Below are 19709 nucleotides of genomic sequence, written 5' to 3'. Positions count from 1 at the left end.
GGAATTCTCCTTATCGGCAAATCGGTCACACCACATGTGGGGGTGGCGCGGGGTCGCGTCAAGCTCTCTTGTGTCACGCTCCCGTGAGTCGTTCAAGCGCGTCTGCCAGTCGATCCCCGGGCACCGGCAGCAGGACCGGCGTTTCGGTGAACAGAAGGGCTGCTTCGATCCGGCGGCCGGGATAAAGCGGTTTCAGAAGCTCCGCATAGAGCGCAAGCTGCGCGACATAGGCGGCGGGTGCTTCTTCCAGCGTTTCGGCGGCAGGGCGATTGGTCTTGTAATCGACAATCAGAACCGCCTCATCGGTGACAGCCAAGCGGTCGATCTTGCCGGAGACGGCGTGGCGGCGCTTGCCAAGCGTGAGTTCTCCCATCACCGAAACTTCGGCGCGGGACCCCGACGCGAAGATGGGCGCGAAGCGCGTGTCCTCAAGGATCGCGCGGACAGAGCGCCAGACAGCCTCCCGTTCTTTACTGCTCCAGGTGCCGCCGACACGGTTGAGATAGCGATCGGTTGCAGCCTCTCGCTCTTCCTGCGGGCATTCGGGGAGCAATTGCAGAAGCCTGTGCACGGCCAGACCACGCTGGATGGCAAAGCCCGGTCTGCTCGCCTCATCGAGAACCGGCGAGAGGGGAGACGGGACCGGCTCGTAATCAGCTTCGATCAGAGCGCCAGCGCGTGACGGCGAAAGCGGGCGCGGCAGATCGACCGGCATGGGCGGCGGGGTGAGCAGGGCCTCGGGAAGCGCGGTTTCGGGCGCGGTCTCAGCAGGTTTCTCTGCCTCAGGCTTCACTGCCGGTGCATCACTGACACGATAGCGATAGACCGGAGCGCAGATTTCCGGGCTCGCCCGTTCCTCCACCCGGTCGGCCCCGGAAAGCGCGGTGCGCACGACATTGAGCCAGGTCAATTCCTGAGGCTCGCGCTGGCCATGATAGCCGCAGACGATCAGCCGGTCCTCGGCCCGCGTCATGCCCACATAGAGAAGGCGGCGGTATTCCTCCTCCGCCTTGACCTTTGCATCGGCTTCGAAACGCGCGGCCACCGTGTTGGAAAGATCCTTGCCGGCGCGCCAGAGGAAACCCTTGCCCTGCCAGCCTTCACCGCGCGGCGCGAAGGGCATCAGCTTCGGGAGATGCTGGGAGACGAAGGGCGCACTGCCCGGATCGACCAGAAACACCACCGGAGCCTCAAGACCCTTGGCAGCGTGCACCGTCATGATGCGCAGTTCGTCGCGCGTCTGGTCCATCTCGCGCTTGATTTCCGGCGCCTGCCCTTCAAGCGCCGAAAGCAGCGCTTCGAGCCCGTTCAGCCCCGCCCGCTCACCTGCGAGCGCGAAGGAGAGGAACTCGTCGAGAATGTCGTTTGCCTCATGGCCAAGCCGGGCAACGAAAAGCCGACGCGCGCCCTCCCGCTCACGTGTGCCCGTGAGAAGACTGGCATAAAACTCGAAAGCCGGCTTGAAAGCCGCTTCGTTCTGCCAGTTCTGCAGGGTCTCGACCATGCCGGCCACGGCCGGATCCTCCAGCGCCTGCGCGCGCATGGCATCGAACAGCGGCACGGCGCGCCCGCGGTACCAGGCAAGGCGGAAGAGGCGTTCCTCATCCATGCCGAAAAGAGGGCTTTTCAACACTGCTGCCAGCGAGAGGTCGTCATGCGGCTGGAGAAGGAAGCGGCCAAGCGCGATCAGATCCTGCACGGCGATGTGCGCAGTGAGCCGCAGGCGGTCCGCGCCGGCCACGTCGATGTGGCGGTTTTTCAGGCTGCGCGAGAGCGCGTGCACGAAGCGGTCGCGCTTGCGCACGAGAACCAGCACATCGCCCGCCGTGAGGCGCTTGCCCGTGCCTTCGATGATTTCGCCATCGCGGATCCAGTCCTCGACGGTCTGTGCGATGGTTTCGGCCAGCCGCACGGCGGGGGCGGAGGCATGGTCGATGGCCTCCGTCCAGTCTTCCGGCTCGTCCACCGCGACCGGCGCGATGGGCGACCAGACTTCCACATAGCCGGGCTGGCCCGCGCGAACCGCCAGATGCTCGATCGGCTCGGGATCGTGCGTCAGCCCCTGCGCCACATCGGCCTTCGAGAACACGAGATCGGCGGCGCGCAGCACATCCTCGGTGGAGCGGAAGGAATAGCGCAGGCGCAGACGCTCGAAACGGCGCTCGACCTCGCGCACCTTTTTTTCAAACGCGCGACCGCTTTCGCCGAAGGCCGCAGGCTCCGCACCCTGAAACGAATAGATGGACTGCTTTTCATCGCCCACGGCGAAGATGGTGCGCAGGAGGCCTTCGCGCGCACCTTCGCCGGCAAAGAACTCTTCCGCCAAAAGGCGCACGATCTGCCACTGCTCGGGGCTCGTGTCCTGCGCTTCGTCTATCAGCACATGGTCGATGCCCTTGTCGAGCTTGTACTGCACCCATGGCCCGGCATCGGTACGGTCCAGAAGCCGGATGGTGCGCATGATGAGATCGTTGAAATCGAGAAAGCCGCGCGCGCGCTTCAGCCGCTCATAGCGGGCGATCATGCCATCGGCGATGACAAGGGCCGCACACGTTGCCTCCAGCATGCGGAAGAGCGCCACACGGTCGGCCGCATTGCGGATTGCCTCCGCCGCCTCGCCATAGCGCTCGACGATATCTGGCAAGGCAGTGCGCAGCGCCTTTTTGAACGTGCTTTCGCCATAGACGCCGCCATCGGCCTTCAAAAAGCCCTTGCGCAGATGGTCGAGCCTTCGCAGCGGGTCCGTTTCTTCGAATGCACGGCTGGCATCGGGCACGATGCTCTTCAAAACGGTTTTGGCGTCGACGGCCTCCGCCTCGGCGACAAAGGCGCGGAACGTGCCGGCATCGAAGCCCGGAAGCGGCCAGATGGAGGCGGCAATCGACGCTGCCGTGTCATCGGGCGCGAAATCGAACTCCTCGAACAGGGCACTGTAGGGAACCGGGTCGTTGCCGATCTCATCGATGAAGGCGCGCAGCCCGTCGCGGCGGGCGATGATCTCGGACAGGAGCTCCTGCAAGCCGCTCTCGCCACCACGCTCCAGCACCTCGGCAAAGGCTTCGGCCAGCGCGCCATCCTCGCCGGCGGCCCCGGACAGAAGATCGCGCCGCGCCTCGGCGAGAAGCGCCTCCTCCATCTGCGTGTCGAGCAGCTCGAAATGGCCGGCAATGTTTGCCTCCAGCGGGAACTGGTGCAGGATCGCCTCGCAGAAGGCGTGGATGGTCTGGATTTTCAGACCGCCCGGCGTTTCCAGCGCGCGGGCAAAAAGCCGCCGCGCGCGGGCGAGCTTTTCACGGCTGGGTGCCTTGCCTTCCATCTTTGCGATCACATCGGACAGCGCCTCGTCGGGCAGGAGGCTCCAGCCGGCAAGATCGCGGAACACGCGGTTGGCCATGTTGGCAGCGGCAGCGCGCGTGTAGGTGAGGCAGAGGATCTTGGACGGGTCCGCCCCCTGCAACAGAAGCCGGATCACGCGCTGGGCAAGGACGTGCGTCTTGCCGGAGCCGGCATTGGCCGAAACCCAGGCCGATGTGGCGGGGTCGGCGGCAAGCGACTGCGCCTTTATCGTGTCCTCGGGGATGAAGGGAAACTTTTTCATTCGTCCCCTCCGCTATCGCCTGCATCGCCGCCGGCAGACCATTCGAGCACACGCGCCAGATGATCGTAGTCGCCATCCACATCGCCCTCGCGGAAGGGCAGGACGCGCGAGCGATAGCCTGTCTCAGGCTTGTGATAATGGGCGAGAAGCTGCCCCAGCCGTTCCCATGCCTCTTCGGCCATGCCGGGCGCAGTCTTGTCGCTGTCCTTCATGCGGAGAATGGATTCAGGCACCACCTCGCCATTGGCCTTGAGCCGCACATAGGCGAGGTCGCCGGGCTCGGCGGGGCCGATATCGGCGAAGGCGCCACGCTGAAGCAGCGCCGCCTCCAGCGCAAGCTGTGGCGAGAGAAGCGTGTGTGCCTGCCGGCGCGACGGCGAGGCGCCGGTCTTGTAATCGAGGATCTCGGCGCTGCCATCGGCGCGGATGTCGATGCGGTCGGCGCGGCCTGAAAGGGTGAGCCCGAGCTTTGCCACCTCGATGGCCGAGGCGCGGATTTCTGCATGGCGCTTTGCGATGCCTTCGGCGCGACCGCGCTCCCATTCGACGACGGAGGCCGCCGTGCGCTCGAAGCGCGGCCACCAGACCGTTGCCACATCCTGCGGGAGACCGGCTTCGGCAAAAAGCTGGCGGCCAATGGCGATCAGCCTGTCGAGCGCGTCGGGGGCCGTCGGGTCCTCCACCTCCTTGATGAAGCGCTCCAGAACATCGTGGAAGAGATTCCCGCGTTCTGCGGCACCCGGATCGCGGATCAGCGGGTCGAGCGCGACAAGCGCCAGAATGCGTTTGGCGTAGACGGCATAGGGATCGCGCCGCAGCGTCTCGATCTCGGTGATGGAGAAGCGGGTGGGGCGCGCCTCGACGGGCGGCGCTGGCTCGGGCCGTGGGGCGAAATCCTCGTCCGGCCTGTCGTCCAGAAGGCGTGCCCAGGCGATCAGCTCCCGGCCCCGCGCGCGCATGGTTTCGGCAACATCTTTGCCGGCAAACGCCGTGAGGCGCTGCAGCCAGCGTGAAGCGACAGCCGGCGCATCGCCGGCGCGGGCGGCGCGTGTCAGCACCACCTCTTTCGTGCCCATCGCCATCATGAAATCATGCGCGGCCTGGCCGATGCGTCGCTCCGGCGGCTCCAGCGAAAGCTCGGCCTTCATCAGCCGCGACATGAAGCGGTCGGAGGAGGGAATGGCAGGCCAGGTGCCCTCGTTCATGCCGCCCAGAACCATCGTGTCGACATGCAGAAGCCGTGCTTCCAGCGTGCCCCAGATGGCCACGCGCCTGTCTGCGCCCATGGTGGGTTTCACCACCTCGGTGGCGATCAGCGCGGCAAAGACCGCCGGCCACTCGGCGGCATCGAAGGGCAGGGTGGTTTGCGAACCCACCAGACCGCGCAGGAAGGCGGCCATGGCCTGTCCGCGCTCGCCGTCATAATAACTGGTGAGACTGCCATCCTCTGAGCGACCCAGCGCTTCGAGAACCTCGACTGTCTTGCGCGCCATCTCGGGCACGCCGATGCCCGATTGCCCGCGCAGGGCGACCAGTGGGCGCAGCGCTTCGACCAGAGCACCGAGCACCGCGCGCGCCTCGGCCAGTGAAGCGTCGTTGACACGCGGGAACCAGAAAGGCTTGCGCGTGTCGCGTTCAAACGCTCCCCAGCGTGTTTCAAAGAGCGCATCGAGCGTGGCGATGTCTGGCCGACCCGTGCCACCGCGCAGCGCCACGAGCTCGATGGTCTCGGCAGCGCGGCGCACGCTGGCGCGCTTCAGCCCCAGCCGGAGCAAGGGATGCTTGAGCAGGGCCACCATGGCGATGGGTTCACCCGGGCGGAACACGGTTTCGAGCAGCAGCCGTGCGAGCGTTGCCGGCGGGGTGTCGGCGAGCGGCGTGCCGCCGGAATCATCCGCCTCGATGCCGAAGCGGCGCAGCTCCACCGCGACACGCCGCGCCAAACCGCGATCGGGTGTGACGAGTGCTGCCGTGGCGTTCTCGTCGGTCAGGGCCATGCGCAGCGCAACGGCAATCGACAGCGCTTCCTCACGCTCGTTTGCGGTCTCGACCAGGGTCACGCCGGAAAGCGCATCCCCTTCTGTCGCATCGGCTGCCAGCGCCTGATTTTCGAGCCAGGCATCCGTGGTTTCAGCAGGACGCAGGGTTTCGCTGACCAGTGCACGGCGCAGGGCGAGCGGCGGGGCAGGCTCGCCAAGCTCCACCACCGCTTCGCGCGCGATGCCCATCGCTGAAAGCAGCTTTTTCAAGCCGGCCTGCGGATGGCCGAAGGCAGATGGCTCGTCCGCATCGCCCACCGCCTCCCAGGCCCGTGCGTCGAGCCGCGTGTCGAGACCCGGCAGGACCACGGCACCGTTTTCCAGCCCGGCGATTGTCGCCAGCAACCGCGCTGTCGCCGGAATGGAGCCGGTGGAGCCGGCGGCGATGACCGGGCCTTTGTGTGCGTGGGCCCTGAGACGCGCGGCTTCTGCTGCCAGCATCGCGTTGCGGTGTGCGGCGGGGTTGGAACGGTCGAGCTCTTCGAGCAGCTTTGGCCAATGGGCGGTGACGATCTGCAGGAATTCGAGCGTCACCTGCCACCAGTGCGCCAGCGCATCGGGCGCGAGGCTGGCGAGTTTCGTCCAGTCGGCTTCCTCGGTTTCGATCTCGTCCATCAGGCCGGCGAGATCGCGCGCGAGCCAGATGGAATCCGATGCCGAAGCCGGCACCACGACACCTTCCTCAAACAATGCCGCCACGTGGCCGGGCAGCCGCGCCTTCCACGCCTGCACCAGCGGTGCCAGCAACAGGATGCGATCCAGCGCCTCTATCGGCGGGGCGAGATCGAGCGCGGTGGCACCCTCCGTATCGAACAGCGCGGCCTCTTCATCGAACTCGCCCAGCGGACGAATGACGGGGAGGATGGCGGACTGGCCGTCGAGCTTTCGCAGCAGGACATCGCGCAGGGCGCGGGCGGCACGGCGGGTCGGCAGATAGATGGTGACATCGGCCAGCGCCAGCGGATCGCCCGTGTGGCGAAAGCCCGGCACGAGCTTTCCACCGAATAGAGCTTCGACAAGCGTCTCCAGAAAGCCGACACCGGGGGGAATGGAAAAGACGCGGCTTTTATCTTCAGCCAGCATCGCTCTTCTCGGTGTGCATCGCCACCACCGCTTCGGCGGGCGCGATGGCATCCGGCGTGCCGACGGTGATCCACGCGCCGTCCATTCTCATGCCGAAAAGCCGGCCCTTGGCTTCGGCTGCGTCGAAATAGGCGTTGAGAGACTGCGGCTCATTGCCTGCACCGGCAAAGATGCGCGGATGAAGGACGATCGCGCCGGCATAGATGACGCCGCCCTCCACGCCCCGGTCACGGGTGAGGCGGCCTTGCGCATCCATGCTGTAATCGGTCGATCCGGAATGACCCGTCGCCTGTTCGGTGTCTGCAACCATGAGGAGAATATCCATGTTGTCAGGCTCCCAGGCAAGTGCCATGCGCTCGAGATTGGACGTGCCAGATTCAAGCCAGAACGTGTCGGCGTTTAGAATGAAGAAGGGCGCGTTTCCCAGATGCGGCAGGGCGTGAATGATGCCACCGGCCGAATCCAGAAGCTGCGCGCGCTCATCGGAAATGACGATCTTCGGCGCGGTGCGGCCTGCCAGATGCGCCTCCATCTGCTCGGCGAGGTAGTGCACATTCACCACGGCCGTCTCGACCCCGACACGCTCCAGCATGTCGAGCGCTCGGTCGATCAGCGTGCGTCCGGCGATCTTCACCAGCGGTTTGGGCATGGTGTCGGTGATGGGGCGCATGCGCTTGCCGAGCCCGGCGGCCAGCACCATCGCCTTCTTCGGGAGTGCGCCACTCATGCCTCGTCTCCGCTCAGGAAACCGGCTTCTTCATAGAATGTGCGCAGCTCGTCCAGCACGGGATGGCGCATTGCACGGCGAAGATAGGCGCGGATGCGCGGCAGGTGCTTGATGTAGAAAGGCTTGTGATCGCGCTGCTCCAGCCGCACGAAGGTGCCAAGCAGCTTGGAATTGCGCTGGGTGGCGCAGATCGCATAGGCCTCGTCGAAAGCTTCGCGGTCAAACGGCCCCTGCTCGGCACGGGCGGCGCAATAGGCTTCCACCACAGCGCGTTCCAGCGCTTCGGGCATGGTGACGCGGGCATCGAGCGCAAGCGAGGCGACGTCATAGGCCGCCGGTCCGCACACCGCATCCTGCAAATCGATCAGCCCCAGCCGGTCGAACCCTTCGCGCTCGCCGCGCCAGATCAGGTTTGGCGAGTGAAAATCGCGCAGGACGAGATTTTTCTCGAAGTCTTCAAGGCGTGCGAAGAGCCGGTTCCAGCGTTCCATATAGCCCGCGCGTTCCGCATCGTTTGCGGGGCGTCCGGCCATGAACGGCATGTACCAGTCGGTCAGAAGGCTCACTTCGATGCCGAGCGCTTCGCCGTCATAGGGCGGCAGCTCGTGGATGAGCTGATCGTTGACGGGTATCTCTTTCGGCCAGGCATCGCGGTGAAGTGCCGCCAGAAGGCGCGCGGCCTCCATATAGCGCTCCGCAACCGGTTCGCCCTCGGCCGAGAGAAACGGTGTCTCGCCAAGATGCTCTGTCAGGAGAAGCCCTGTTTCCAGATCCTGTGCATAGACCTGATAGGCCGAGAAGCCACGGGCGCGGATGGCGTTTGCCATGGCAACGGAGGCGGCGACGGACTGCGCCAGATGGGCGATCCGGCTATAGGGGCGTCCGCAGGCAAGCAGCGGCTCATCGCGGCGCTCCGGCGCGTTCATCAGAATGCGACGGGCACCCGTGCGTGTCGTCACGGTCTCATAGGCACGCAGTGAGGCGTCCCCGAGGAGAAACGCACGGTGGGCGCGCGGCTCGCCGGCATTGTTGAGAAAATCACGAATGGCGAAGCTGCGCTCCAGCCGTAGCATCGCTTCCCCGGGCCCCGCGATCACCGCAAGCCTGCCCTCGCCGCTGTCGTGCAGCTCAATGCGGATCGCATCAGCAAAACGCTCGCCAGCACGCTCCGGCCACTCCACAAGCGCAACGCCATCTTCTGCCGCTTCGAACAGGCCGAGCTCTTCCAACTCGTCGGGATCGGCCAGCCGATAGAGATCGAAATGATGCACGGGGATGCGCGCGTCGTAGCTTTGCACCAGCGTGAAGGTGGGGCTTGGTACCTCCAGCTCCGGATTGTCGGCCAAAGCGCGGATGATGGAACGGGCGAGGGTCGTCTTGCCGGCGCCGAGATCGCCTCGGAGAGCCAGAATATCGCCGGGCCGCAACGCCACGGCGATATCCTCGCCGAAAAGCGTGGTTGCGTCTTCATCCGGCAGGAAGCGTTCCAGAACGCGTGCTGTCATACGGTTTGGCTACTCTGCGGCGACCCGCGCCTGTGTCGGCGCGGAGGGGAACCGGCAGGTTACCGTGGTTCCGCGCCCTTCGCCCGTGTCGATGTGAACCGAGCCGCCATGCAGCTCAACGAAGCTCTTGACGATGGAGAGGCCAAGCCCCGCACCACGTCTGCGGCCGCCATTAACATGCGGTTCGAAACGTTTGAAGATGGTTTCAAGCACATCGGGTGCCATGCCCGGCCCATCATCATGGACGCTGAATTCCACCGCGTCGTCATATTGCCGCGCAGAAAGGCGGATTGTGCTGTGTTCGGGCGCGTAATTGGCCGCATTGGAGAGCAGGTTGAACAGCACCTGCCGCACACGGTTTTCGTCTGCATGGAAAACGAGTGCGCCATCGTCCATCTGCACGTCGAGGCGGATCTGGTGCTCGCGCAGGCGCTCGGAAATGAGCCCGGCCGCAGCCTCCACCATGTCGCCGACCCGGACCTCTCCGATCTCCAGTTCCATGATGCCCGCGTCAACCGTCGCAAGGTCGAGAATGTCGTTCACGACAGTGAGCAGCACGGAGGATGAGGACCCTATGTGATCCAGATACTCACGCTGCTTCTGATTGAGCGGACCCGTTTCCGGAAGGTTCAGGAGTTCGGTAAAGCCGATGATGTTGGTCAGCGGTGAGCGTAGTTCATAGGAAACATGCTGCACGAAATCGTTCTTGAGCTTGTCTGCCTTCTGCAGCGCGTCGTTCTTTTCCTTCAACGCGCGTTCCACATTCACGCTGTCGGTCATGTCGACAAAGGTTATCATCACCTGGCCGTTGGGCAGCGGAATCGTGGCATGGCTCAGTACGGAACCGTTTGAGAGCTCCACCTGACCATGCTGGCTGCGCCGCTCGTCATCGAACCCGGTGACCGACGCGACGAAGCTGTGCCACGGGCTTTCCTTGGCCAGCGGGTCGCACACCGCTCGAATATCGGCAATGTGCGCCTCGGGCGTGACAAGCTGGTCCGGCAGGTTCCAGATGCGCTGGAATGCGGGATTGGAAAGGCGCAGACGCCCATCCGGCCCGAACACCGCGACGCCTTCGGTGAGATTGTCCAGCGTTTCGCCCTGAACGCGCATCGCCGCATTGTAGCGGCTCTCCAGATCGAACTTTTCCGTCAAATTCTCGAAAACCCAGGTCACGCCACCCTTGGGTTGCGGATTGGCGATCACGCGGATCGTGCGTCCGTCAGGCAGGTGCCACCAGTGTTCCTGTGGCTTCATGCTGCGATAGGCGGACAGGAGGCCTTCCTTCCAGCGCCGCCATTCGGGCTGTTCGGCCAGCGTGCCTTCGCTGCGCAGCCGGTCGAGCAACAATGCGTTGTCAGGTCTGCTCTCAAGAAAGGGCGTATCGAGGTCCCAGAGCTTCTGGAACGACTGATTGAAGAAGCGCAGCTTCTGGTTTTCGTCGAAAATCGCCACCGCTGTGGTGAGTTGATCGAGCGTGTCGGAGTGGCTCTGGACCGTGCTCTCAAATTCCCGACGGATCGTTTCCACTTCGCTGATGTCGGCAGCAATGCCCGCCGAGCCGTGCCCGCCAGCGTAATCGGTGACAGCAAAAACCCGCCGCTCGCCATGAACAACGGCGGACAAGGATTGCCGGAACACCTCATTGGCCTCGCGGTGACGGCTGATGATTTCCTCCCGCGCCGACATGGGCAGGAACTCAACCTGTTCGCGCAGAACCGCATCACCCGTGGCGGCATCCACCGCACCGGTAAACGCACGGTTTACCCAGGCCAGTTGTCCTGCCTTGTCGCGCAGCCAGAACGGCATGTCGAGCGCATCGAGCAGACCCAGAAGCGTGGCACGTTCAGACAACAGATTATCCTGCTCAAGCTGAAGACGTGCATGTTCTTCACGCACGCCGGCAAGCGAGACGAACCGCAGAACCGTGTGCTGCGCGGATTTGCGCCCCTGAGCCTCCAGCATCGTGCCGGATCTGGTTTCGATGGTCAGGTCAAAGTTTTCTCCGGTCTCGCGCAGAGTGGCGAGCGCGCGGTCGAGCGCAGAGGCGGAACGCGGCATCATCCACCGCCCAAACGCCAGGAATGCGGAACGCTCGTCCGGCGCACCGCATCCAGGTGGAAGATCGCCTACAATCGCCGGCTTGTCCGAACCGCCGCCCCAGACGACCGCACGCTGATCCTTCAGATTGAGGAGAGCCTCGGAGCGGCCGAGTGCGCCACTCAACTCAGCAATCCGCGCGCGCAGTTCGAGATTTTCAGACGCGATGCGGGCGCGTTGGCGGATCAACCATATGGCAGAGAGAAATGCTGCGCCCATGACGCCGGCAAAGACCGCGATCTGGATGACCTCGACAGCGGTGACCGATATGCCCGGTGCAAGTTGCGCAGTCGCCTGCGCGGCGGCCACGGAAGGCACTGCCACACCAGTCGTCAGCGTCAGTAACCGCATCAGCCCCCGCACGATGCCTGCTTTGCGCTGTCGGCCCCTAGGGCCTGTAGATCCGCCGTTCAGCGGGTCCAGCCCCGGCATGTCTTGTTCCTTCTCCGCCGCATGATCTGGCAAGACCGCCCCTTCCTTTCGCCAGGCCCGCAGCCCGGAAGGTCAGCCGCCTCGCGAATCACAGCACTGTACCGCGTGAGCGAATCGCCGTGAAGAAGGGCACGCGACAAAAATAATACCGGGCCAAAAGTCAATGGCCCGGTATCAATATATTGTGTCTTAGTTAACTTTACTTAATAGCGGTAGTGTTCCGGCTTGAACGGCCCCTGCGGTGTGACACCGATATAGGAGGCCTGTTCTTCCGAAAGTGTGGTCAGTTGAGCGCCCAGTTTGTCGAGATGCAGGCGCGCGACCTTTTCGTCGAGATGCTTCGGGAGGACATAGACCTCGTTCTTGTACTGATCGCCGCGCACAAAGAGCTCGATCTGCGCCAGCACCTGATTGGTGAAGGAAGCAGACATGACGAAGCTCGGGTGGCCCGTGGCGTTGCCAAGATTGAGAAGACGGCCTTCGGACAGGAGGATCATCCGCTTGTTGTCCGGGAAGGTGATCATGTCCACCTGCGGCTTGATGTTCGTCCATTTGAGATTGCGCAGCGCCGCGACCTGAATCTCGTTGTCGAAATGGCCGATATTGCCGACGATCGCCATGTCTTTCATCTTGCGCATGTGATCGATGGTGATGACGTCCTTGTTGCCGGTCGTCGTGATAACGATGTCGGCGGTGGGGGCGGCGTCATCGAGCGTGACCACCTCGAAACCGTCCATGGCAGCCTGAAGGGCACAGATCGGATCGACTTCCGTGACCTTCACGCGCGCACCGGCACCCGCCAGCGACTGGGCCGAGCCCTTGCCGACATCGCCATAGCCGCAAACCACGGCCACCTTGCCGGCCATCATCACGTCGGTAGCGCGACGGATGCCGTCGACCAGCGATTCCTTACAGCCATACTTGTTGTCGAATTTCGACTTGGTCACGGAATCATTGACATTGATTGCCGGGAAGGGAAGGAGGCCCTTCTTCTGGAGCTGATAGAGGCGGTTCACACCGGTCGTGGTTTCTTCTGTCACGCCCTTGATGGCTGCCTTCTGGCGCGCGAAGAAGCCCGGGGTTTCAGCCATGCGCTTCTTGATCTGCGCGAACAGGACTTCTTCTTCCTCGCTGCCCGGGTTGGACAAAACGTCCTCACCGGCCTCAGCGCGGGCGCCGATCAGAATGTACATGGTGGCGTCGCCGCCATCATCCAGGATCATGTTGGAGGGCTCGCCATCGCTCCACTGGAAGATCTGGTCCGTGTAGGTCCAGTACTCTTCAAGCGTCTCACCCTTGACGGCGAACACCGGCGTGCCGCTCTCTGCAATTGCTGCAGCGGCATGGTCCTGGGTGGAGAAAATGTTGCAGGAGGCCCAGCGCACATCCGCGCCGAGCGCCTTCAGCGTCTCGATAAGAACGGCGGTCTGGATCGTCATGTGCAGCGAGCCGGAGATGCGCGCGCCCTTGAGCGGCTGCTCGGTGCCAAACTCCTCGCGGCAGGCCATCAGGCCCGGCATTTCCGTCTCCGCGATCTCGATTTCCTTGCGGCCCCAGTCGGCCAGAGAAATGTCAGCGACCACATAATCCTTGTCAGCGCTCATTGGTGTACTCTCCGATTTTCATGAATCCGGGCGCCACGAGCAGCAAGCCGGGCGCGAATGCTGGTGTCTGACTACCAGATCACGCCGCCGCTCACAATGGACATAAAGAAATCTTTATTCGTGCATGTGTGAGACTACATAAGCCTCAACACTCCTCACCGAAGCGCTCTGCAATGAGGGTCTGCAGGGCGTCGAGCAGTGCTTCCGCCTCCGGGCCGCTGGCGCTCACGCGGATCTTGCAGCCCGGACTCGCGGCGAGCATCATCAGCCCCATGATGGAGGTACCGCCCACGGTGATGCCGTCTTTCTCGACCTCGACATCAGCATCGTGGCTTTCCACCATCTGCACGAACTTGGCCGACGCCCGCGCGTGAAGGCCGCGCTGGTTGACGATGCTGAACTCGCGCGTCAACGCTTCCGAAGGCCGCGTCCGCGCAGAGATATCGTTTGCCTGGGCCCCGGTCATTTTCCGCTCAGTACCTGGCTTGCGACATTGATGTATTTGCGACCGGCCGCCTGCGCCTCATCAAGCGCCTGCGCCATGTCGTCATTGGCGCGTGCGGAAGAGAGCTTGATGAGCATGGGCAGATTTACGCCCGCTATCACCTCGACACGGCCCGCGTCCATCACCGAAATCGCGAGGTTGGAGGGCGTTCCACCGAACATGTCGGTGAGAATGATCACGCCCGAACCGGTGTCTGCCCGAGCAACCGCATCGACAATGTCGCGGCGGCGCTGCTCCATGTCGTCCTCGGCGCCGATGGAAACCGTTTCCAGGTTTTCCTGATGGCCCACCACATGCTCCACAGCGTGGCGGAATTCCTCGGCCAGCTGGCCATGCGTCACCAAGACGAGCCCGATCATCGGCACATCATCCGAATGCTTGGTTTTGCGCTCGAGCCTGTCACGCGTTCACTCCATCCACTGGCTTCACGGGCCTGCCCGTTTATCCGGTTTTTCTTCACTTAGCGTTCGGACCCTGATGGTCCACCCCTGTTGGAGACAGGACCGGAAACGCCCCAGTCTCGTCCTGCCCCATGGCAAGAGCGCTATCTTGTCAACGCACAGGCCGTTGACAAGCCCAAAACTGCGGCGATTCGCCTAAATAAAGTTCAAACGGCGGTGCAACCCGGACCAAAAGGCGGCAATTGCAGGGTTGCGGCAATGGCATGGACCGCCCTTCGTGCCTGCCGTTGCGGCAATACCACGCACGGAATCGCAATGCCCTCGCGGACAATCTCCGTTTCCTCGGAGATGCGTGGCGCCTTTTGCTCATCGACCAGAAGAATGGCAAGATCGATGACCGTAGCCGGCACATGGTCCAGCCTTGCCGGCCCCAGACCGCGCGCTTCGGCCAACCCGGCGATGGAACGAGGCGTGCGTGCGACGAGACGCCCGTTTCGTGCCGAGAGGCAGACCTGATCGTCTGAAACAAAGGCTGCAAAGATGCCTGCCGCCTGGAAAAAGGCGAGGGCCTCCAGAGCGAGCATCGTCTTGCCGCTGCCCGAGTGACCCTCGACCAGTATTCCGGTTCCGGCGACGACAATGGCGGTGGCGTGGCAGTTGGGCATTTCGGTCAGGTCTCGGCGGGCAGAGCCACAATGAAGCGGGCGCCCTTGATGTCACCAGGCTTCGCCCCGGCGATGTTCTCCGCCGTCAATGTGCCGCCATGCGCTTCGATGATCTGGCGACTGATCGAAAGACCAAGGCCGGAGTTTTGGCCAAACGCTTCACCGGCCGGACGATCCGTGTAGAATCGCTCAAAAATCCGATCGATATTTTCCACGCGAATCCCCGGCCCATTGTCTTCCACGGTGAGGATGATGCGCTTGCCGGCGCGCGACAGGCGTACATCAATCCGTCCCGTCTTTTCCGGCACGAAGGAACGAGCATTCTCGATGAGATTTGTGATCACCTGCCCGAGACGCAGATCGTGCCCCTGGATGAGATAGGCCGTCTCGGTTTCACCCTTCGGTTCGGCCGTAAAGGTTATCTCCACGGGCTTCTTTGTCGAGCCTGCCTCACGGATCGCTCCGACCAGATCGCCAACGAACTGCTTTAGTTCCACACGGTCTGCATCCTCGCGGGAAAGCTCGGCGTCAAGGCGCGAGGCGTCGGAAATGTCGGTGATCAAACGGTCCAGCCGCCGCACATCGTGCTGGATGATTTCCAGAAGCCGCTCGCGTGAGCGCTCGTCTTTGGCAAGCGGAAGCGTTTCAACGGCGCTGCCCAACGAGGTCAACGGATTTTTGAGCTCATGGGCCACGTCGGCAGCGAAGCTTTCGATGGCATCAATGCGCGCATAGAGCGCCTTGGTCATATCGCGCAGAGCCGAGGACAAATTGCCGATCTCATCCTGGCGATGGGAAAAGTCGGGAATTTCCTCTCGTGACCGCGCACCACGACGCACCCGCACCGCTGCCGCAGACAGCCGCCGCAGCGGGTTTGCAATGGTGGAAGCAAGAAGCAGGGACAGGATGGCTGTGACCAGAGCAGCCACAAAGAAAACGCGCAGAATGGCCTTGCGCTCGGCAGCCACGATCTTGTCGATATCTCCACCCTGCGTCGACAGAAGCAACACGCCGAGGACAGCCCGGAAGCGCTGAATCGGTACTGCAACGGAGACAATCTGCTCGCCCTGTTCGCTGACGCGCACCACGTGGTTGGTGGTGCCGGTGAGTGCCCGCATCACCTCGGGATAGGCCACGCCGCTGCCTCCCGGCTGCTCTTTGTAAACCGGCAGATCCCGGCGACGGAAAATCTCTTTTATCCGCTGCCAGACCTGATCGAAAATGCTCGCATCGTCATCCTCTATAGACGGCAATTCGTAGCGAAGAACCTGTCCGAGATACTGGGAATCCAGCAGCAGGTTGGCATCCGGATCATAGATGCGGGCACGGGTGCGGGTTTGCGGTATGAGCCTTCGCAAAAGAGGGGCTACACGTTCCGGATTGATCGGGAAATCAAGGCTCTCCAACTGGTCGCCTCGCGGCGGAAGGCTTTGCCCCGCCTGCAGCTCGAGCAGCTTGTCGGGATCCACAAGGATGGAATCGGTCTCCACCTCGGCAGAGCTGGCGATGGCGCCAGCGATAATCTCGCCCTGGGTCATCAGGCTCTCGACGCGAGCGCTGATCAGCTCTTCGCGAAACTCATTCAGATAGAGAACGCCGACCACCAGAACGCCAAGGCCAGCGAGATTGAGAAACAGGATACGCCGTGTGAGGCTGGAGAATACATAGTGGCCGAAAAGACGACGCAGCGGCACGGCAAGCCGACCCAGAAAGGGCTGACCCGCTGGACGTGCGGCCTTCGAGGACCGCCGCTCCGTCTTGTCTGCTTCTGCACTCATCGCCACTGTCTTGCCGACGCGCGCGCCGGGCAACCGCATCTCCGGGATGATCCCAAGGTCTAGATCTCGCGGAAGCGATAACCTACGCCATAGAGCGTTTCGATCATGTCGAACTCGCCGTCAACTGCCTTGAACTTCTTGCGCAGGCGCTTGATGTGGCTGTCGATGGTGCGGTCGTCCACGTACACCTGCTCGTCATAGGCTGAATCCATCAGCGCATCGCGGCTCTTCACCACGCCTGGACGCTGGGCCAGAGAATGCAGGATCAGGAACTCCGTGACGGTGAGCGTGACCGGCTGGCCCTTCCACGTGCAGGTATGGCGTTCCTGATCCATGACGAGCTGTCCGCGTTCCAGCGATTGCGACTGCTTGCCCGGCGTCTTTGCAGCGGTTTCGCGATTGCTCGCGCGGCGCAGAACTGCCCGGACCCGCTCAACCAGAAGGCGCTGCGAGAACGGTTTGCGGACGAAATCGTCGGCGCCCATCTTGAGGCCGAAAAGTTCGTCGATCTCGTCATCCTTGGAAGTCAGGAAGATTACCGGCACATCGCTCTTCTGGCGCAGTCGGCGCAGAAGCTCCATGCCATCCATCCGCGGCATCTTGATATCGAGAATCGCGAGATTGGGTGGACGGGCACCAAGTCCTTCCAGCGCCGAAACTCCATCCGTATAGGTTTCGACCCGATAGCCTTCCGATTCCAGTGCAATGGAAACGGAGGTGAGAATGTTGCGGTCGTCATCGACAAGCGCGATTGTTGCCATATCCAGCGGCTCCCTCATGGGCATGTCGTCCCTATCTGCATCGGTCGGCTGTGCAGATGCAGGACAAATTGGGTACAAAATGTGGCATATAAAGCCCCCCGTGTCACACGGGTGCTTCTCATGACACCTCCCGACGCTGCGAAGCTGTGCAAATACTGGTCGAATCCAACCCGATTTAAACGATTTAAACGATTTTAAAAAATTTAAATCGATTAATGGTTTGATATCTCTTGCTTATTTGTGTTTTCAGCTTGGATCGCCTGCGCGGACAGGCATCTCAAGGGAAATCTGGTGGTTACGATGAACGAAACCGGCATGCGCAACCCGGCTTGCGGGATCGACAGCAATGGTCTGAAAACGACGGGTGCCGTCCATTATAATTTTCAGCCGGCTGCGCTTTATGAGGAGGCGATCCGCCGCGGGGAGGCGAAACTCACCGCAGATGGTGCCCTGGTCGCGGAAACCGGCCAGCACACGGGCCGCTCCGCCAAGGACAAGTTCGTCGTGCGTACCGCCGAGACGGAAGATGCGGTCTGGTGGGACAACAACAAGCCCATGTCATCGGCGCATTTCGAGACGCTTCACGCCGATTTCATCGCCCATGCAGCCGACCGCGATCTGTTTGTGCAGGATCTCGTCGGCGGAGCCGATCCCGAAAACAGCCTGCCCGTGCGCGTCATCACGGAATATGCATGGCATTCGCTGTTCATCCGCAATCTGCTCCTGCGGCCCGAGGTGGAGGCGCTCGCCTCCTTCGTGCCGGAGATGACGATCATCGATCTGCCGTCCTTCCGCGCCGACCCGGAGCGTCATGGCTGCCGTACGGAAACCATCATCGCCGTGGATCTGACCCGCAATATCGTTCTGATCGGCGGTACCTCCTATGCGGGCGAAATGAAAAAGTCGGTCTTCACCGCCCTCAACTACATTCTGCCGGCAAAGGGCGTGATGCCGATGCACTGCTCGGCCAATGTCGGACCGGATGGCGATGCCGCCGTGTTCTTCGGCCTCTCGGGTACCGGCAAGACCACGCTTTCGGCGGATCCGTCACGGACGCTGATCGGCGACGACGAGCATGGCTGGGGCGAAACGGGCCTCTTCAACTTCGAGGGCGGCTGCTACGCCAAGACGATACGCCTTTCTGAAGAGGCCGAGCCGGAAATCTTTGCCACCACGCGCCGTTTCGGCACGGTTCTGGAGAATGTGGTTCTGGATGAAGAGCGCCGGCCGGATTTTGACGATGGCAGACTGACCGAAAACACGCGCTGCGCCTATCCGCTGCACTTCATCCCGAACGCAAGCGAAACCGGTCGTAGCGGTCATCCAAGCAACATCATCATGCTGACAGCGGATGCTTTCGGTGTTCTGCCGCCTATCGCCAAACTCACCCCTGCCCAGGCCATGTATCACTTCCTGTCGGGTTACACCGCAAAAGTGGCCGGAACCGAAAAGGGCGTGACGGAACCCGAGGCCACCTTCTCCACCTGTTTCGGGGCACCCTTCATGCCGCGTCATCCTTCCGAATACGGGAACCTGCTGCGCGATCTGATCGCCCGTCACGGTGTCGACTGCTGGCTGGTCAACACGGGCTGGACCGGCGGTGCGTATGGTGTCGGCAATCGTATGCCAATCAAGGTGACGCGGGGCCTGCTCAACGCAGCATTAAGCGGTGAGCTGAACGACGCGGAATTCCGGACCGACCCGCATTTCGGCTTCGCCGTGCCTGTGGCGGTACCGGGCATCGAAAGCAACGTGCTGGATCCGCGCTCCACCTGGGCTGACAAAGCAGCCTACGATGCGCAGGCACGCCGGCTCGTCGGCATGTTCATCGACAATTTCGAAAAGTTCGAAACGCATGTGGATGCCACCGTGCGCGAAGCGGCACCGCAGATGGCACAAGCCGCAGAATAGCACCAGCACGCTTGCATCCCACTGGCTGAATGCGCATGTTCAGGCCCGGTCTCCAAGACCGGGCCTTTTCATTATGGCGGACAGGAGCGATGGCCGAGGGCGACCTCAATATCAGGGACGGTATGACGGTTTTCGAGGACGAGCTGGAAGAACAGTTTATCCGGTCCTCCGGTCCCGGCGGTCAGAACGTCAACAAGGTGGCAACCGCCGTGCAGCTGCGTTTCAACGCAAGGGCAGCACGCGGCCTACCGCAGCGCGTGCGGGAAAAGGTTCTGGAGCTCGCAGGAAGCCGTGCCACCAAAGAAGGCGAGGTCGTAATTGAGGCAGGCCGCTACCGCACCCAGGAACTGAATCGCGCCGACGCACGCGATCGGCTGACCCAACTTCTGACCCGCGCCGCCGAACCCCCACCCAGACCCCGCAAGAAGACCAAACCCTCTCGTTCCGCGATAGAACGCCGGTTGAAGGCCAAAGCCGGTCGTTCATCGGTCAAGAAACTACGCGGGAAAATCAGTTTCGATTGAGATTGTCACAGTCTCGCCGGCGGACCTGCTACCGTAACTTATGCCCAGTGACTGTTTTGCAGTTGAAATTTTGGGC

13 protein-coding genes are annotated in these 19709 nt (G+C 62.6%); 2 read left to right on the top strand and 11 right to left on the bottom strand.

Translation table 11 applies throughout. The features are described 5' to 3' along the window. Nucleotides 1-73 precede the first annotated feature (73 nt). The 11 genes from addA to HF949_RS03260 form a co-directional block, all read right to left on the bottom strand. Nucleotides 74-3598 (bottom strand): double-strand break repair helicase AddA, encoded by a 3525-nt coding sequence (gene addA / locus HF949_RS03310; RefSeq protein ID WP_292898285.1) that lies wholly within the window; start codon nucleotides 3596-3598, stop codon nucleotides 74-76. After that, nucleotides 3595-6720: a double-strand break repair protein AddB gene (gene addB, locus HF949_RS03305; protein WP_292898284.1), complete on the bottom strand. Its 3126-nt coding sequence runs from the start codon at nucleotides 6718-6720 to the stop codon at nucleotides 3595-3597. The genes addA and addB overlap by 4 nt, the downstream gene beginning before the upstream one ends. After that, nucleotides 6710-7447, bottom strand: a complete 738-nt coding sequence (locus HF949_RS03300) for a nucleotidyltransferase family protein (RefSeq protein ID WP_292898283.1) — start codon at nucleotides 7445-7447, stop codon at nucleotides 6710-6712. Before HF949_RS03300 ends, addB begins: the two co-directional genes overlap by 11 nt. Continuing rightward, nucleotides 7444-8952, bottom strand: coding sequence for a tRNA (adenosine(37)-N6)-threonylcarbamoyltransferase complex ATPase subunit type 1 TsaE (gene tsaE, locus HF949_RS03295; RefSeq protein WP_292898282.1), 1509 nt, complete (start codon nucleotides 8950-8952; stop codon nucleotides 7444-7446). Before tsaE ends, HF949_RS03300 begins: the two co-directional genes overlap by 4 nt. A gap of 9 nt (nucleotides 8953-8961) precedes the next feature. After that, nucleotides 8962-11484: a sensor histidine kinase gene (locus HF949_RS03290; RefSeq protein WP_404934100.1), complete on the bottom strand. Its 2523-nt coding sequence runs from the start codon at nucleotides 11482-11484 to the stop codon at nucleotides 8962-8964. Nucleotides 11485-11687: 203 nt separating this feature from the next. After that, nucleotides 11688-13088: an adenosylhomocysteinase gene (gene ahcY, locus HF949_RS03285; RefSeq protein ID WP_292898280.1), complete on the bottom strand. Its 1401-nt coding sequence runs from the start codon at nucleotides 13086-13088 to the stop codon at nucleotides 11688-11690. A 145-nt stretch (nucleotides 13089-13233) separates the two neighbouring features. After that, nucleotides 13234-13554, bottom strand: coding sequence for an HPr family phosphocarrier protein (locus HF949_RS03280; protein WP_292898279.1), 321 nt, complete (start codon nucleotides 13552-13554; stop codon nucleotides 13234-13236). Continuing rightward, nucleotides 13551-13952: a PTS sugar transporter subunit IIA gene (locus HF949_RS03275; RefSeq protein ID WP_292898278.1), complete on the bottom strand. Its 402-nt coding sequence runs from the start codon at nucleotides 13950-13952 to the stop codon at nucleotides 13551-13553. Before HF949_RS03275 ends, HF949_RS03280 begins: the two co-directional genes overlap by 4 nt. A 248-nt stretch (nucleotides 13953-14200) precedes the next feature. Next, entirely contained in the window at nucleotides 14201-14659 is a 459-nt protein-coding gene (locus HF949_RS03270) for an HPr kinase/phosphorylase (RefSeq protein WP_292898277.1), read from the bottom strand. Between the two features lie 5 nt (nucleotides 14660-14664). Next, nucleotides 14665-16437: a stimulus-sensing domain-containing protein gene (locus tag HF949_RS03265; RefSeq protein ID WP_292899978.1), complete on the bottom strand. Its 1773-nt coding sequence runs from the start codon at nucleotides 16435-16437 to the stop codon at nucleotides 14665-14667. A 59-nt stretch (nucleotides 16438-16496) separates the two neighbouring features. Further along, nucleotides 16497-17198, bottom strand: coding sequence for a response regulator transcription factor (locus tag HF949_RS03260; protein WP_229450074.1), 702 nt, complete (start codon nucleotides 17196-17198; stop codon nucleotides 16497-16499). A gap of 300 nt (nucleotides 17199-17498) precedes the next feature. On the opposite strand from HF949_RS03260, the gene HF949_RS03255 reads away from it, so the two are divergent. Together HF949_RS03255 and arfB are read left to right on the top strand one after the other, a co-directional pair. After that, entirely contained in the window at nucleotides 17499-19109 is a 1611-nt protein-coding gene (locus HF949_RS03255) for a phosphoenolpyruvate carboxykinase (protein WP_292898276.1), read from the top strand. Between the two features lie 89 nt (nucleotides 19110-19198). After that, nucleotides 19199-19633 (top strand): alternative ribosome rescue aminoacyl-tRNA hydrolase ArfB, encoded by a 435-nt coding sequence (gene arfB / locus HF949_RS03250; protein WP_292898275.1) that lies wholly within the window; start codon nucleotides 19199-19201, stop codon nucleotides 19631-19633. The last annotated feature ends 76 nt before the right edge of the window (nucleotides 19634-19709 follow it).

The organism is Nitratireductor sp. (genome assembly GCF_017794765.1).
Classification (GTDB): domain Bacteria; phylum Pseudomonadota; class Alphaproteobacteria; order Rhizobiales; family Rhizobiaceae; genus Nitratireductor.
Note: the sequence above shows the minus strand (reverse complement) of the source record. Positions and strands in the feature narration are given on the sequence as shown.

What these genes read in the sequence shown, in the direction of transcription:
- HF949_RS03255 (WP_292898276.1), top strand. Translation starts at nt 17,499, where the DNA reads ATGAACGAAACCGGCATGCGCAACCCGGCTTGCGGGATCGACAGCAAT.
- HF949_RS03300 (WP_292898283.1), bottom strand. Translation starts at nt 7,447, where the DNA reads ATGAGTGGCGCACTCCCGAAGAAGGCGATGGTGCTGGCCGCCGGGCTC.
- HF949_RS03260 (WP_229450074.1), bottom strand. Translation starts at nt 17,198, where the DNA reads ATGGCAACAATCGCGCTTGTCGATGACGACCGCAACATTCTCACCTCC.
- tsaE (WP_292898282.1), bottom strand. Translation starts at nt 8,952, where the DNA reads ATGACAGCACGCGTTCTGGAACGCTTCCTGCCGGATGAAGACGCAACC.
- HF949_RS03265 (WP_292899978.1), bottom strand. Translation starts at nt 16,437, where the DNA reads ATGAGTGCAGAAGCAGACAAGACGGAGCGGCGGTCCTCGAAGGCCGCA.
- HF949_RS03275 (WP_292898278.1), bottom strand. Translation starts at nt 13,952, where the DNA reads ATGATCGGGCTCGTCTTGGTGACGCATGGCCAGCTGGCCGAGGAATTC.
- HF949_RS03290 (WP_404934100.1), bottom strand. Translation starts at nt 11,484, where the DNA reads ATGCCGGGGCTGGACCCGCTGAACGGCGGATCTACAGGCCCTAGGGGC.
- ahcY (WP_292898280.1), bottom strand. Translation starts at nt 13,088, where the DNA reads ATGAGCGCTGACAAGGATTATGTGGTCGCTGACATTTCTCTGGCCGAC.
- HF949_RS03270 (WP_292898277.1), bottom strand. Translation starts at nt 14,659, where the DNA reads ATGCCCAACTGCCACGCCACCGCCATTGTCGTCGCCGGAACCGGAATA.
- arfB (WP_292898275.1), top strand. Translation starts at nt 19,199, where the DNA reads ATGGCCGAGGGCGACCTCAATATCAGGGACGGTATGACGGTTTTCGAG.
- addA (WP_292898285.1), bottom strand. Translation starts at nt 3,598, where the DNA reads ATGAAAAAGTTTCCCTTCATCCCCGAGGACACGATAAAGGCGCAGTCG.
- HF949_RS03280 (WP_292898279.1), bottom strand. Translation starts at nt 13,554, where the DNA reads ATGACCGGGGCCCAGGCAAACGATATCTCTGCGCGGACGCGGCCTTCG.
- addB (WP_292898284.1), bottom strand. Translation starts at nt 6,720, where the DNA reads ATGCTGGCTGAAGATAAAAGCCGCGTCTTTTCCATTCCCCCCGGTGTC.